Raw genomic sequence first — 16,534 nt, forward strand, 5'->3', positions numbered from 1 at the left:
TAGCAAAGACAGTATTCTTTTAGTGTAAGAGACTGTTGAATCAACTACCCCGCCGTAAGCAATGGGGTATTTAACGTAATTAGATATCGCTTCTTAACATAGTAACAAATTTTGAACATATTTCTTACTATTTTACTTTTCATTATTCTAAGATTGTTAATAGTTAATATCTTAGTAACACTGTAGCTAGGTACTGACAGAACTAAAAAATATAAATGGTCTTTATCTGTACCTATCTCTATAAAGTTTAGCTGACATCTAGATTCTAGTTCTATACAGCTTTTTGATAATACTAAATCAACCGAATCATCAAATATTACTCATCTATATCTAGCAGAAAAAACAAAATGATATGATATAACAAACTGTTACGCTATGACTCTTCTTTATGTAGCTACTCATAACCTTCTCATAACCCCTATTATTATACGCCCCAAGGGACAGGGAATAAAACCCCAAAAGATCCAAAATAATATACATATTTACTTAAAACTATATTCAAGAGCAAGATTAAAATTTTAATATATAAGGTAATTTTAATTAAATTAGTCACACAGAAATAGAAATATTTTTAAAGCAAATAAAATTAATAACAATTTTTACTTGATTAAATAAAAATATATTTATATAATACAACTACTATCATAAAAGATTAAGTTAAAAAAAAGTTTTAACAAACCAAAGGAGTAGGATACAAATCATGTCAGTTAATGAAACCATACCTAAATCTCGTGTCAATATCACGTATGAAATGGAAGTTAGTGGTACAAAAAAAGCTAAAGAGTTGCCACTTAAACAATTAGTTATTGGAGATTTCTCTAAAGGTTCTTCAAAAGAAAAATCTCAAGAACTAGCAAATCGTAAGGTATATGAAATAGAAAGTAATAACCTAGATTCTGTTATGCAAGAAATGGGCATACAACTTGATATTAACGTTGAAAACCATGTGGAACCAGCAAATGGTGTACTAAACGTGAAGATCCCTCTAAAGTCTATGAAGTCTTTTAACCCAAACAATATAGCTCAAAATATACCTGAGCTTTCAAAATTATTGAAAGTAAAGGAACTTTTAAAAGAGTACATTTCACTAATTGATAACAATAGAAAATTTAGAAATCTAGTGAATAATTTATCAGCTGATCCAGAATCTTTAGAAAGCTTAATAAAACAGCTGAAGCTAGAGGATAATAATGGGTATCGCATAGAAAATTCTTCAGAAAACAAAGAGGTGTAAATATATGAGTGAAATAAAAGAGAAACTAGCATCTTGTAGTGATATTTTGCAGGCAGCAAACTTGGAGCCTAAAGAAAATTTTGAAATAGTTAATTATGGAAGTATTGATACTATTGAGTCAACAGATTATGAAGGCAGAATGCTATCAGCATTAGCTTTTTTGCTTTCTAATTCAAAGGACTCTATAAATAAGGTATCTGCTCAAGAACTAATGGATAAAATTGATAATGTTATATGCTCACAAGTTCAAGAAGTTATACGAGACGATACTTTCAGAAAACTAGAAGAAACTTGGCGTAGTGTTTATGAGTTAGCAGGTTCTATAGATAATAATAAAACTAAACTAGCTATCTTAGATGTAGATAAAGATGAGCTAGCTGAAGATTTTGAAATGAACGCAGCAGATATACTAAGTAGTGATCTTTTCCAAAAAACATATGTACATGAGTATGATCAGTACGGCGGGGAACCTTTTGGTTCTATAATAGGACTTTATGAGTTTGATAAGACTCCAGAGGATATAGAGTGGCTTATGACTATGGGTAAAATAGCTGAAGCCTCGCATGCTCCTTTTATATCTGCAATTTCTCCTAAGTTTTTTGGTGGAGAAAATTATAATTCACTTTCTGAGATAAAAGATATAGATAGCATGATGGCTCATCCGCGGTTTGGCAGATGGAATGCTTTTAGAAAAACCAAATCAGCTGGCTATATTGGTCTAACATTACCTAATTTTATGCTAAGAGCTCCATATCATCCAGATACAAATCCCGTAGGTAAAGGTGTCATCTCTAACTTTAAAGAAAGAGTAGATATTTCTAAACCATACGAAAGTTGTTTGTGGGGCAACGCAGCTATTTTATTTGCTAAAAACCTATACAGAGCATTTAACATAACTGGGTGGTGTCAATCTATTTGCGGACCTACAAGTGGTGGATTAGTAGAAGGCTTGCCTATATATAACTATAACAGTCATGATGCTAACGCTTATGTTTTACCTACTAATTATTTGATCCCAGATCATAAAGAATATGGCTTAGCTAAAGCAGGATTTATACCTTTGGTTTATGAGAAGAAAACTGCTAATGCTTGCTTTTTTAGTGCTCAATCACTTAAGTTAGCAGAAGAGTTTGAAAACGATAATGATTCAGAAAATAGCCAAATGGTAACCAAGTTACCTTATACATTCTCTATGTCAAAAATAGCACACTATGTTAAATGTATGACAAGAGATGTTATAGGTTCAGAAGCTGATGAAACCGTAGTTAAAAACAGTTTAACATCATGGTTAAATCAGTATGTAACTACAGCACCAAATCCTAATTCTTTAACTAAATCTTACTATCCATTTAAGAAAGTAGATGTAGGAGTAGAAAAGAATAGGGGTATGGCGGGTCACTACAAATGTCATATTGAAGTTTTACCACATATCAAATTTGAAGGTATGGAAGTAACAATGAAAATAGATACACGTTTAGACTCGTAAAATATATAAACTAAATAAAAACAAACTTTAGAGGAGTAAAAATGAGACCTACAGAATGTGTAAAATACGATAGAAGAGGTTTAGAAATAGACAGTTATTTTGGGTGTGCAGAAAGTGAGATGTTTGTCAAAACTGAAACCCCTTTACTGTTGATTGAAAAAGGAGGACTTGAAATAAAATCTGGTAGTTCAAAGGTAACTATAGAAAATATAGCTGGTGTATATGATAGAAAAAAAGACGATGGTTCAACAATAGCTATTAGTGGTGCTATCTTAGGGCTTCATGCGAGATCTAATCCTGGTGAAGTTTATGATTTCACGATATGCTTATCATCAAAAACTAAAATTGAGAAAAAACAAGGTAGCGCAGACACCTTAATTGTTACTCTAAAACCAGGAAAATTAAATAAAGAGCAAATAGCATTTGAAGGTAAGAATGGAACCACATGGGCAAGCGTGTTTGATGTAAAAACCAATCTCGAGATATCAGTGTCGGCTGATGACTATTCAGTTGAAGGTGGATCACATCCTGGGTTACAAAGACTTCATATTCGTCATGGTCTTATAAAAGGTATCACTCAGCTTAGCATCCCAGCAACAAATGAAGAAAAATCTACTCAAGTTATAGAAATGGGTGATCCAACAGCAGGTAAATAACATGTCATTAATACACTGGCAACCAGGTCAGTATTTATCACCTGAGCATTTCTCTTGTCAACAAGATGGAATATTGGATTTAAATACTGACATTTCTTTGAAACTTCTTAATTACAGTGATGGATTGTTTGATATATCTTTAGATATGGAACAATTTGTTTATAACGTTGTTGATTTAAGAAGACTTGTTCTAGTGCTTCCGGAATTTAAGCCGGTAGTGCTAGGGCATAATGCTAAAGTAGAGAAATATAATTTAATAAAAAAAAGTAACAATAATCGTATATCACTACATTTAAACATTAGCAAAGAAAAAATTGTTGAAAATGTAAAAATTAACGGCACTAATATTAAATTAGAATATCTACACCTCTACTTTTCAGAATCATTTGATAACGAGGCTAAGTTTTCGTTTAAAATAATGGACTTAGAGTTTGCTGAAAATACACATAAGTGGGAGATAAAACAAGGTTTTTCTCCTAGACTTATAGCTTTGCCACACTTATATAGCAAAGATATATTAAACCGCATAGGAGCTTGTATTAATGAAATTAATTCTTTTATTAATATAGAAGTTTCCAAAACTAATAACTTCTGGCGCTACGCGCATTTATATTTAAAAATTTCTGAGGTAGATAATTGGCTTAAGTCTAGTCTTAATATAAAAGATCAACCTTCTATTTTATTTAAAGACATAATCAACCGCATTCAAGGATTATCTTCGATAGCTTTTATCCTTAAAGGACAAAACCCCAATTTATTTGTCCCAAATGGTTTAGATATTTATAATACACTTGAAGCTCTTAAAGAGTTAGAATCTCAAATAAGCAAACTTAATCTAATAGAGCATAAAATTTGCCCTCTAGAATATAAGGAAGGTATATATAGAAGTAAAATCTTGCCAGCTAACTTCTTTGAATCTAACAATAAATATATAGTCATTGAAAGTAGTCAAAATATGGATTCATTAGATCTCTCTCTAATGAAAGTTTTCGCGCCATCTGAGATTAGAGACATTGTTATAAACTCTATAAATGGTGTTGAAATTGATAGTGTTGAAGATAACATTTCACAAAAAATATTTCCAGAAGCAAAAAAAACTTTACTTATCAAGCCTTATGGAGATAGATGGAATGCAATACTCCATGACAAGCTCGTATGTATAAAAAGCTTTCAAGAATCAAACAACATGTTTGACAGAGTATATATAGCATATGATTAGAAAAGGATTAACTATGAGTATTTTAGATTTATTATCAAAAGCTAATGAGGTTGAAGAAGTAGCTTATATTGCTTTACCAGATGAGTTTGAACAAGCATACATCTGCATTAGTGAAGAAGACTATACAACCGCTGAAGACATATGTATAAACATTATAAATAAAGGCTGCCTAGATGCAAAAATAGTTTGTTACTTGATTTTCTGTAAATGGTTTAATTGCCAGAACGCTAGTGAATACAGCTTAATTCTAGAAGAACTGTATCAAATTTATTTATTTTTTACAGACCTTATTGACCAAAAAAAAATAAAACCCAGATATTATAAGTCTGCCACAAAATGGCTATACAATATGCTGTGCACGCATGCAGATTTTTTAAAATCAAAAGAAGCTTTTTTATCTAAAGATAAAGCATCTATAATAGCTGCGATAAAAGTATACATTGACCAAATCAGCAAATTAGAATTAGATGAGGAAGAACATTTTGCTTTATTGAATAAGTTTTTACAAAAATGGCAAGAAATAAAAACGAAACAACTAAATATTGATAGTAATACTAATAATATAAGCAACTTTAGTAATCATGGTGTTCAAATTGAAACCGATAATACTCAAGTTCAGTCAAATCTAGCTGCTAGTCAATTAGTAGGTTTGATAAACACAGATCTTCAAAATGCAGTTCAAGGCAGTTACGAATGGAATAAATTACTAAAGGAAATTGAGCAGTTTGATAATTTTATTATTAATAATAATTTTCTCCCTGCTGCTATATTGCAGAAAAAAATACAGTCTAAAATGGAAAACTTTGACCCTTTAGTATACTTTCCTAACTTTTTTAATTCTTATTTAAATTCTAAATTAAAAGGCTTTGAAAAAATTGAAGAAATGTCCACTCTACAAGACCACTATCTGTGGAACCTATTAGATAATCTATATGAGGTAGACAAAATAAATTTCTCTAAGTTAGACTTCGAGCAATACACAAATATTATGAAGAAAGACAATACATCTAATGGCTACCCAAATGACCACTACAGTAGAGCAGATAGTATGGATAATGTTGAACACCAATATAATCATGATATGAACCAGCATGATTTTGATAACGATGATTTTTAGACTTTGAAGATATATGAGCACAACATTACCTAAATATTTAGAAGTATCTATATTCACTCTAAAAGATGATAGAACTATAGACAACGATAGCGAAAAGAAGATAAATGCTTCAGATATAAAATCTTTTGATATCTCTTTTAACACGTACGGTTTCAATGGTGAAATAACATTCCATTTGCCATATAACAGAAGTGAAGAACCTTTGTGGGATAAACTTATAGAGGAAGATTTTTTTGCTATTAAGCTTAAATATTATCAAGAAATAATAAAAGATAACAAATATGAAATAGATAAAGAGTTCCAGTGGCAAATACTGGGTTATTTTGATACATCGGAACATGGCCACTGTCAACTAGTTGAAAGATTCGAACCAAGCTCAAGTTATTTAGAAGTCTCTGTGAAATTCACAGATTCTATCAAAGCTTTTTTTGGTAATCATTATATACAAAAAGTTTTTTTTCAAAAAAGCTATCAGCAAATTTTAAAAGATATGTTAAAAGACTTTTCTAAGATTTTCGAACTAAAGCTTGAAGAGCCTCTATCTCCTGAGATAAAAGAAAACAGACCGTGGTTAGCAGTGAATTGTGATAAAAGTTGTCAATGGTCATTTTATAAATATATAATGAACACTTTCCAGTATTATCATTTACAGCCTTATTACATTTATAATAATGAAGATAGCGAAAACTACAACGTTAAAAGTCTAGATGAATTTAAACAAGATTGTGATAATAAAGATGCTTACGAAATAGATAGAGTTAATGTCGATAGTATTTATTTTAATAGGAACTCTAGTAATCTTGCTTGTTACACTATCAACAATTCTTTTTGGGATAAAAGTAAACAATCTGCAGATTCAAAAGATCTAGAATTTAAAAACTCAAAAGATTCTCCAATAAAAGTTCAAGAAAATTACCAATATGCAAATGGAAAAGACTTTGATGCTTTTGTCAAAAAATATGAGAAGAACATTGAGCTAAATTCAAAAACCGGGATGTCATATAAACTTTATTTCAGGACTCACCTAACAGAAATTAATTTTTTACCTATGAATATCATAAGCCTAAAAGATGGTAATAAAAATGATGCCAAAAACATAGATGAATATCAGTACCCTGATTATTTTATCCTAAAAACACATCTTAAATATGTTAATTCACAGGTGGAGAATAAAAACGTTTATATCAAAAACAATAATAAGAGTTTAGGCAAAGATGATAAGGATCTTCATAAAGATTATTTTAGGTTAACTGGTGACTTCTGTATCAGCGTTGAAGCTCACGATAAAAAGAATATAGCTAGATATTATCCTGTATTTAATAAGGAAAACCCCGCGATAAAAAGTTACGGGGAAATCTTTGGTACTGATGATGATAAGAAATTAGATTACTTCTTGGGCACAGAAAATAAAGATGAAATTAAAAGAAGTAAAATTAATGATTCTCTAGCAAAAAGTGTTGGCATAAATACAATGTCTCCATTAACATCGACAAGCTTGTATTACCTAGTAACTATACCTGAAAGTTTAAGTCCTAAAACAAAAGAAAAACAACGTAAAATTTCTGTGCCATTTTCTTTTAATAATGGTTATGGATTTATGCCACTGAAAAATAAAACTCCTGTTAAGCTTAATATATTTCAAGAACACTCAAATATAGAGGATGTGGTTTGGATCCCTGTGACGGAAAGTAAAAACTTTGAAACTACAGATGGTGAAAGTAGAAATACAATATTTATGGGTATGGATGATAAAAGTTATACAAAAATGGAACACTTATCTTGTGAAGAAAAAGATAAGTCTGAGTTCTTTATTGAATCAAAAAACAAAAATATAAAAACAAAGTTAAATTTTGATGCACAAAGTTTTAACATCACTATTTCTAATGCAGAAAAATAGGTAACGAGGATAATATGGAAATACTACTCATTTTGATTACTCTAGCGATAATAATTAACGCTAGTTATAAATTAGTAAGAATTTGGTTAATGCAAGTATTCAAAAAATACTCCCTAGGCAGATATAGGAAAATTATACTAAACGTATTTAAAGTCAATGAACTAACAGCTATATATTGTGATTTTCGAAGAACACTACCTATAAAATATAAAATATTTAGTTCTTTTAGGCTTAAGAAAAAGGTTATTATAACTGAAACCGTAACTGATGAAAGAGGGTTTGAACTTACTACAGCAGCAGATAATATGATACTATCTATAAACCCTGACCAGTTTTTAAATAGTAACCTTGATATAAAAGAGATTAGAGCCTTTTTTAAGTTTTTTTCAAAAGGGATATTAAATAGTATCATACATGAAGTTGACCTAACTAAACACCTTAATGATACTGACAGAAATGAGAAAAAAATTAATAATATTATACGAATATTAACTATCTTAGCCAATATCTTTAGAAATAAAATTTCCTTACAAATAGCTCTAACTTATAATAAAAAGATTCCTGGTGCAGTAGCTTGGGATAAATTACAAAAAGGACTTTCTAACTTTCCTTTTTGGCAAAAATCGCTGCCGGATGAGGGGTGGGCAGAATCACTGCTAACTCAAGACCAGTTAAAAACTTTGATAATGGATGAAGGATCTAACACCCAAGAAATTACAGAATTGTACAAATTCCTAATGAACTGTACAAAAGTTACTCCCTACTTACAAAAATTATACTCTGGTCTTGAAGAAAAAACAGTTCATAAAGTTAAAGGTTTTTATTTGATCGAACGAGAAAATATTAATAGATTTGTAGGATCGAATGATAATCTTAATGATATTTACATGACTTCTAAAATTATTAAGTATGGTGGATTAACGGTCCTAAGTTTAGGTATGGCAATATCATTACCTATGGCTTACCTGGCAGAGAAACAAGAGCTTAAAAATAAAATTCAGTATGGGTTTGAAACGCGTAGCTTAAAATTGGACAGCTTTACTTCTGATTTATACTTTCATACTCTCAATGAGAGTTTTTCTATAGCAGTAAACCCGTCCCTTTATTTTAGGAATCATCAAAAAGATTATGATGGGGTTTTCTCTAATAGCCTTTATGAAAGCTTCTTTAAACAACAAGAATATGCAAAAATTTCTGCCATTAATATGCTTGCATTAGCAAGTATTAAGGACTATAAAACCTTATCTTTCTTAAATAAAAATATCCCTATAAGTAGTATTTTTTGGGCAGACCTAACGGATCTTCCTCTATCAGTTATAATATCTTCTAATATTTTAAATGATAGATTTGGGGTAAAAAGTGACCAAGGTGTTCAATTAAGTGTTGACATGATTAACAACAATAAAATAGCTTTGAATAAAGCTCAAATACTTGATGACGCTGAAAAAAATGTAACCAACATTGCTCAAACTAATACTGAGATTGTAAGCAAGCTATATACAGATATATCAGAATTACTATTTTTAAATATCTTAGGTAGTAACTACGTTGTTAACGATTCTTTGGTAAAAAAAGATATTAGGAGTTTTGCAAAAACACTGCTACTAAACTCTAACCTTGTTTTAACTTCTGAGCAGATAACTACATTAAGCAATAAATTAGCTATCTTGAACTCTATAACACTATTAAAAGAGTTACGTAATTCACATGATCTATATACAACTAGTTACATACTAAAGGAATTCGCTCGACAAACTAAATTTTTGAGTCAAGCAGATAAAGAATATTTGCTAAAACAAATATTAATAGTTATCAATAACTTAGGCACTCTTGACATATTACCTTATAATGACCCCTCAAAAATGTATTCTAAAAGGTATTACCTAAACATAATTCTTCCCTTTTATAACGAATACGCCAATTCAATACAACTTTATGAAGATAATAAATTTAGAGAAGTTTTAGAAGCTTTCTTTGTTAGATCAAAAAGTGCATATGAATTAAAGTATTTGGCTTACAATATAGACCGCATAAAAGAACAGCTCGATATAGTTTCACCATCAGGTAAGGAAAGTATAGATAAGTTATACAGTTTAGCTAAATCACAAATCTTAAATAATTTGATCAACGAGGTAAATAATAATTTATCCTTCTTTGCTAACAATAATAAAACTATAAGCTCTTATATAAATAGTCTGAACGCCTTTGAAAAGACCTTAAATAAGTATAAGGCAGTTTTAGAACAAATGGGTGATATATTATCTAAACTTTTCTCAGATCCTAAATCGTACATAGAGAAGCGTAATGAATTAGAGAAAGACATAGACATGAAATTTGATAAATATATTTCTAGCCTTAACTTAGATCCTAAAATATCTACCATAGTCAGATTGCCGATTAAACAGCTTCGAGAGGTTGCTAATTCACTTATATCTTTATATGTAAACGAATATTGGACGATACATATATCTCCTATATATGATAATGTTTACTCCAAATTCCCTTTCAATGTGAATTCAACAGATGAAGCAACAACAACATATTTGACAGAGATCTTAGCTAAAGGCGGTGCCTATGATGGAGAAATTCATTTATTAAAAACTCAGTTTGCATTAGAGGAAGACATTATTAACTACCTATATCCAAGTAATAAAAAACAATATTTAGCACTAGAAGAAATCAAAAATACATTATGGGATAAATCAGGTGTTATAAAACCTTTAGATTTAGTAGTTAGTTCTGTTAATGGTTTAGTTGTAAACAATCAGAATATAAAACCAGATAAGCCTTTAGCTTATATTGGCTTATTTTCTTATGACAATGAAAATATTTATAATATGGGAATAAATAACATAAAGAAAACATTTAAAATAAACTGGTGGGAAACTGGTGTATGTAGTATTGAAATAGTAGATACAAATAATAACATGTTAAACTTTAACACAAACTCTGGAAGCTGGTCTTGCTTTAAGTTACTGAAACAAGCTTCAAACAATAACAATGTATTTACTTGGAAATTTAAGGAAGGAAATGTCAGCTTCTATATTCCTTTAAATAGCTTTATGTTTAATAAATAAAATAGAAACTAATATTTTTGTAAAAAAGCAAACAGAGAAATATATGAATAACAATATTGAAATTGATAAAGTTGCAAATAATATATTAACAAAGTTATCAGAATGGAAAGAAAACGCTAACGCAAACTTTGTTAAATACGCGCACCAAATATATGCTTCCAAAATACAAAACCGATATAGTAGTTTACTAACACCCTGCCCTAAGGGAGTTTTCCTTAAGGTTACAGATATTGGATATAACAATGATTCTGAATATATTGATCTTTATCAAGAGCTTCAGATTAGTCGTCCAAATTATCAAGGTTCTTTGTTTTCAATGTTAGATACTAGCCTTATGCCATTTGATGTTCAACGGGTTCGAAAACTTTCTGATGACACTATAAAACTAACTTTCTGCAATAATGATAAAACATTTACATTAGCTAATCAGAAGTTAGTGTTTTGGATTCACTCAGATACTGATAATATTAAGCAAAGCTTGCAAATATTTAATAATCTAAAGAAAAAAGCTAAACTAACGTACTATAGCAGTTCAGTTGAAGGTTATCTTGAAGTTAATTTGGAACTTGGCTACCAGTATAAGCAAAAAATAAATTTAGCTATTAAAAATAATATCTATGATCCAAGGCTTCAATTTACAGTCAGCATTGATTTTAGTCAAATAAAAGAGATATCTTTTGAAAAAATAGACTTAGAACTAAAATTTAATACATTAAGTGCCCCGGAATACGAGCTAACAAAATGTTTTCATACTAATATAATTCCTATGATAAACCAAGCTATAGTAAACATTACACCTTTTAAACTAGATGGTAATGATGATATATATTGGCTAAAAACTGATACTGAATTAAAGTATCAAGCTTGTGAATTACGAGGATTGTATTCAAATAATCATTTAATGGATCCTAGTACGTATCGTGTTATATATAGTGGTAACCAGATTGGAATTGAGTTTAACCAAATAGAAGAGTATTTTAATACTAATATAACAGGTTCTATGTATATTGATTATAACTTAGATGATTCTTTGTATGCAACAGATACAAGTCTAAGATGGTACGGGCATAACATTAACAAATATAAAATTAATGCGATTAGTTCTATTTATAATAAGTCTACTAACGTTGATGAAATAAAGATAAGAGCTCTTATCTCATTATTAGATATCTCAGAGCTAACTAGCTGGACAATTGACATGTGGAAACATTTATTAGCATTTTTTGATAAGTTTGCTTACATTAAAATAAGCTACTTGTTAAACCGAGTTGATGTTAAAGAAAGAGATATCGTATTAAATTTTATAACTGATGATATAGTTATACAAAAATGGATAACATTTTATGTATATCAGCTTAAGCTTTTTATCAGTCATAACGTACCATATTTAGATGTTAAATTACAAGCGAGCTTTTAAAATGGAAATAACAGAAATACCTCTTAGCTATCGTAGCTGTATAAAATTCTTGCAAGAAGCTTACCCTCACCATCGTCTGGATTATAAGATAAATTGGGATATGGTTACTAGCAAATATATAATCCATAAAGTAGAGTTGTTAAATGCTGAAATAGTAGTTTATATAAATGCGTCATTTTTTATTCATAAAACTACAGATATGTATGATTTATATAGCAATATCGAATATATAGCTAGCTATGATAAGGATTTTGAAAGGAAAATTTGGACCATGTGGTTTGAAAGTTTTAATTACTACATGTATCCTTGTTTAACAGATCTTAATAAGTATTATTTAGATTCGTCACTGTTTTTTTCTCCGCTAGATTATAAAAAGAACTTGTTAAGCTTAGTGGAAGATCAAATTATTCAACTATTTCCTAAGATATTAGTGTCTGTAGATATCCGTTATGAGAAAGCAATTCTTAATGAAACTTCTTTACTAACTAAAGCAAGCGTTTTAGAGGAGGTACGACTAGGCATAGATATAAAATCTAAATTGTACGTTTGTGGTGCGATTACTTTTTATTTAAAAGATCAAGAGAATGATTATAGAAATGATATAAAGTTGCTAAGAGAAAAACTAATTGAAATGTCCCAGTTTTCTGGATTAAAGTTTAATAATTTAATGTGTTTAATAGACTACGGACCATTACAATGCAGCATTAACAGTAAATTACAGAATTGCTATTTGGATGGTGGTAAATATTTGGAGAGAATATTATGATTTTTAAGAAAAAATGCCTACTATTGTTAATAATAATTCTTTTGTGCTCATGTGCAAAAGACGTTACTGTTGAAATCGCAACAAATAAAAAAGTAAATAAAGGAGCTCCTTTCTTTGTTCTTATAAATAAAAATGATAATATTGTTGATTTCAAAAAAATCACCCCAGATAAACTACAAAACCAAATTCTAGAAGATACTACCCCTTTGTATCTGTCATACTTAGTAATTCCAGGTGTTAAAAAAGATATTACACTTAAAGACCAAAGAGGCGATTTTAGTGTATTTTTTATGCTACAAGATGCCGGGACTAAAGTTAATAATTGGAATTTTTATATAAAAGAGCCTTCTCAAAAGTTTTATAAATTTACCTTAGATAATAATAAAATAACCTTAAATAAACAAAAGGAAGAAAGTTATGTGGAAGACATGTTTTTTTAACATTATTAATACAGTTGATGATTTTGTACCAGAATCACAAAGTACGTTTGATATATGCAGAAATACCGTATTATCGAAAATCAATAAATTAGAATCAATATTTCTATCAGAAAATGACTCTACTGATAACAGTTTTTGTCATTTAATAATTTTTGCTACTGTCGCTTATTGTGATGAATTACTAAGCCTAAAAGCTATTGAACATAATTTAAATTATAAACCAATGCAAGTTGACTTATTTAATGTGGCTAATGCTGGTGATGTATTTTATGAATATATTGACTCAATTCTACAAAGGAAAAAAAATTTAGACTTTGTATATTTAATTTACTATTTTTTATTAGAGCATGGATATAGGGGGCGTTATGATCTTAATAACCCTAAAAGGTTGATGTACATTAGACAGTTAGCTTTCTATATAAAACCAACACTAAAGGCCACAAAATTTACTTTAAATCAGAATACAAGAAAAAATCTGCTCTGGGCAAAGACCCCAAAGAATTTCTTTGTCTTTTCTTCCTTTATAGTGCTGATAGTATCATTTTGTGTTACTCAATATATTTAAATAAACTAATGTGAGAATGTAATCAATGTCAAATCCTTTCAATCATAAAATTACTGCAGATGAAGATACAATCGTGATTTCTGGCGAGTCTCAAAGCCATATACAAAAAATAACTATGGATTTTAAGTCAAAAAAATTAACTTTAGAAAATAAAGAATTAAAAGTTTGCATTGATTCTGAAGAAGAATACATTACTCTAGATAATGACATATCCAGCATCAAAATAGAAAAAAATAAAATTACATTCAAAACAACTACGTTCGAAATAGACTGTGATAGCTTTAACATCAAGTCAAAAGAAACTGAAATTAAAGCAGACAAGAAAGTTGATATCAAATCTCCTAAGGTAAATACAGGTTAGTTTTAACTATATATACAATTAATTTTTATTTATAAAAACTATCATTACAGGATTATTTTATGTTTGACATTGATAAAACTAAAGCTACTATAACCAAATTTAAAGAAGCTTATAATCAGTTGCCTCCTGAATTTGCTAAAATTATTGACTTAGACAAGATTCTTGAGAAAGAAAAAACTTTTGTTGAGTATGATAATTTTCTTAGCAAAATCCCAACGGATGATCTAGAGGATATCTATCAAAAATTATCTGACCAGAAACTTACTTTTTTAGATGAAGGATATACTGATGGTCTAATGGAATCTATAGAGACAGACCTACACAAGTTACTAACATTAGCAGATGAAAACTTCAACCATTCTCCCAACATGGGGCTAAAAAAAATATTTGGAGAGTTAAATTTGCAACAAATATCTAAAGAAGAGTTATATAAAATTAATTACAAAGCTTTAGGTGATACTATCCAGGCACATAATATTAATTATGTAGCTCCTGCAATTGTTATATTACAAAATATAGTCAATAATTCAAATGCTCTATTTAATATTACCACACCTCATATTTTTTTAGACAGCAAATTATTTAAGCCAATTAGTTTATACAATATTGAAATTAATAAACTAAGCTCTTATTTAGCTAGAAATACAACTGATCATGATGTAGAAAAAATAAAAATTAGCATTCTTAATTCCTTACAGCATTTTGACGAGATAAAAAATAATCCTGATATAAAAGAGTATGCAAATAAAAATGTAGAGAATTATTATACTGTAGCGAATTTTAAAAACAATTTAAAAAATAACCTTAACGATGATGTTAGTATTAATAATATAAATTCATTAATTAGCAAATTAAGTTCTCAGGCTATAGAAGTTGGAGCTTTGAAAAAAAATAGTGATTTATTACTTAACAACATTAATAGTATTAACCCAGCTTTGTTACAAAACTCTATGGCATCTTTAACTAATCTAAACAACATCAATCTAAAATTAGATTTTCTAAGTACAGCAACTTGTTGTTCTGATTTTGAGAAACCGGAATTTCAACTTGAAATAGCAAACATTGACACTAATTTTGGGGAGCTAAATACTAATTTTGAGGATTTAAATGCAAAATTAGATAGTATAAAACAACTTTCTGAAACTAATCCATTAAATGCAAGTCTAGAAAACTTAAATACTAAAGCTTCTGATATACAACAGCTAATTAATACTCAAGATCTACAGGATATTGATATAAATGCTGATGTGCTTAATAAACTAGACATATTAAGTGAAGATGTTCACTCTTCTTTTTGTGACTTAGATTTTCCAAATATGAATTTGGATTTAGAGTTTATAACAGCCTTACCATCATTTCTTCTTCAAGAGTTAAAAGCCTTATTGCCTCAATTAGAATTAACTATTCCTGATCTTGCCTCAATCCTATTAGATTTAATTAATAGCTTGAATCTTCCTGATTTACCATTTTTAGATTTACTAGCTTTAAATTTACCATTTTTAGACTTGTCAAATCTACTCCTAGAAATAAAATTTAAATTAGCTTTGCTATTTGCTGATTTCGGTCCATGTTTTAACTTGTTACCTAAACTTTCAGATTGGCTAAATGGATTGAATATACCCTTTCCTTCGTTAAGTTTTCAATTTGCTATGATTAGATTAGCTGTTAGCTTACTCTCACTTAATTTGAGTATGATGAGTTTACTTTTAACTACACCTAGCTTAAATATACCAAGTTTAATGATCCCTTCGATTACTATGCCTGCATGCGTTATTAGTTTACTTGATTCGCTTGCTAAACGTGGCAGTGCTTCTGCTGGATCAAGTAAATTATACGTAGTTTCTGGTGCTAAAGTTAAATGTTCTTTTGGATCTTCTGAAATGCCGTTGAATGTACTCCCTACTGGTGTTTTTATAGAGAAATTAGCACCTACATTACCTATTAACTTTATTCCCTACGTAAATGTCCCATCATTTGGTACATGCAAGAACCCTATGAACCCAGTTATAATGTCAACTGGTATGCCTCAGGCACCCTGTATGCCCATAGTTTCACCTTGGTTACAATTAGCTCAAAAGTCTCAAGTTAAGGGTTTGCCAGTTGTTAGAGCTAATAGCTGTTCTTATTGTATTTATACAAGCATGACTGGTAAAGTAACGATAAGTGATCCAGGACAGAAGAAAACTGTTGCAGAATAAAAAACCAATATAAGTAGCCACCAAATTTATTTGTCCTTACATAATGGTCAAAGTCTAGTCCTATACATGTAATTAGAATATTAAAAAGCATTAAAAAGAAA

14 protein-coding genes are annotated in these 16,534 nt (G+C 29.4%); 13 read left to right on the forward strand and 1 reads right to left on the reverse strand.

Annotated elements, in window-relative coordinates:
- Positions 1-44 precede the first annotated feature (44 nt).
- Positions 45-317, reverse strand: coding sequence for a transposase (locus SD28_RS08295; protein WP_407636829.1), 273 nt, complete (start codon positions 315-317; stop codon positions 45-47).
- A gap of 383 nt (positions 318-700) precedes the next feature.
- Between SD28_RS08295 and tssB the strand changes: the two genes are divergently transcribed.
- The 13 genes from tssB to SD28_RS07295 are packed head-to-tail and all read left to right on the forward strand — an operon-like array spanning position 701 to position 16,433.
- A complete protein-coding gene (gene tssB, locus SD28_RS07235) occupies positions 701-1,234 on the forward strand; it encodes a type VI secretion system contractile sheath small subunit (RefSeq protein WP_039125478.1) in 534 nt (177 codons plus the stop codon).
- 4 nt (positions 1,235-1,238) lie between these two features.
- Positions 1,239-2,720: a type VI secretion system contractile sheath large subunit gene (gene tssC / locus SD28_RS07240; RefSeq protein WP_039125480.1), complete on the forward strand. Its 1,482-nt coding sequence runs from the start codon at positions 1,239-1,241 to the stop codon at positions 2,718-2,720.
- A gap of 41 nt (positions 2,721-2,761) precedes the next feature.
- Positions 2,762-3,376 (forward strand): hypothetical protein, encoded by a 615-nt coding sequence (locus tag SD28_RS07245; RefSeq protein ID WP_039125482.1) that lies wholly within the window; start codon positions 2,762-2,764, stop codon positions 3,374-3,376.
- A 1-nt stretch (position 3,377) separates the two neighbouring features.
- On the forward strand, positions 3,378-4,595 hold the full coding sequence (gene tssK / locus SD28_RS07250) for a type VI secretion system baseplate subunit TssK (RefSeq protein WP_039125484.1): 1,218 nt from the start codon (positions 3,378-3,380) through the stop codon (positions 4,593-4,595).
- 13 nt (positions 4,596-4,608) lie between these two features.
- Positions 4,609-5,712: a type VI secretion system protein IglI family protein gene (locus SD28_RS07255; RefSeq protein ID WP_157698643.1), complete on the forward strand. Its 1,104-nt coding sequence runs from the start codon at positions 4,609-4,611 to the stop codon at positions 5,710-5,712.
- Positions 5,713-5,725: 13 nt separating this feature from the next.
- Positions 5,726-7,609: a hypothetical protein gene (locus tag SD28_RS07260; protein ID WP_039125489.1), complete on the forward strand. Its 1,884-nt coding sequence runs from the start codon at positions 5,726-5,728 to the stop codon at positions 7,607-7,609.
- Between the two features lie 14 nt (positions 7,610-7,623).
- Positions 7,624-10,686 carry a hypothetical protein gene (locus SD28_RS07265; RefSeq protein WP_039125491.1) on the forward strand — a complete coding sequence of 1,021 codons (3,063 nt, stop codon included), beginning with the start codon at positions 7,624-7,626 and terminating at the stop codon, positions 10,684-10,686.
- 43 nt (positions 10,687-10,729) lie between these two features.
- Positions 10,730-12,103, forward strand: coding sequence for a type VI secretion system baseplate subunit TssF/IglH (gene iglH, locus SD28_RS07270; protein WP_039125493.1), 1,374 nt, complete (start codon positions 10,730-10,732; stop codon positions 12,101-12,103).
- Position 12,104: 1 nt separating this feature from the next.
- The gene (locus tag SD28_RS07275) at positions 12,105-12,869 is read left to right on the forward strand and encodes a hypothetical protein (RefSeq protein ID WP_157698644.1); all 765 of its coding nucleotides are present in this window, start codon (positions 12,105-12,107) and stop codon (positions 12,867-12,869) included.
- Positions 12,866-13,309 carry a type VI secretion system lipoprotein IglE gene (iglE, locus tag SD28_RS07280; RefSeq protein ID WP_039125498.1) on the forward strand — a complete coding sequence of 148 codons (444 nt, stop codon included), beginning with the start codon at positions 12,866-12,868 and terminating at the stop codon, positions 13,307-13,309. The genes SD28_RS07275 and iglE overlap by 4 nt, the downstream gene beginning before the upstream one ends.
- Positions 13,287-13,874, forward strand: coding sequence for a DotU family type IV/VI secretion system protein (locus SD28_RS07285; RefSeq protein ID WP_039125500.1), 588 nt, complete (start codon positions 13,287-13,289; stop codon positions 13,872-13,874). Before iglE ends, SD28_RS07285 begins: the two co-directional genes overlap by 23 nt.
- A 25-nt stretch (positions 13,875-13,899) precedes the next feature.
- Entirely contained in the window at positions 13,900-14,235 is a 336-nt protein-coding gene (locus tag SD28_RS07290) for a hypothetical protein (protein WP_039125502.1), read from the forward strand.
- 59 nt (positions 14,236-14,294) lie between these two features.
- Positions 14,295-16,433: a DUF4280 domain-containing protein gene (locus tag SD28_RS07295; RefSeq protein WP_039125504.1), complete on the forward strand. Its 2,139-nt coding sequence runs from the start codon at positions 14,295-14,297 to the stop codon at positions 16,431-16,433.
- Positions 16,434-16,534 lie beyond the last annotated feature (101 nt).

Source organism: Allofrancisella guangzhouensis (assembly GCF_000815225.1).
GTDB lineage: Bacteria > Pseudomonadota > Gammaproteobacteria > Francisellales > Francisellaceae > Francisella > Francisella guangzhouensis.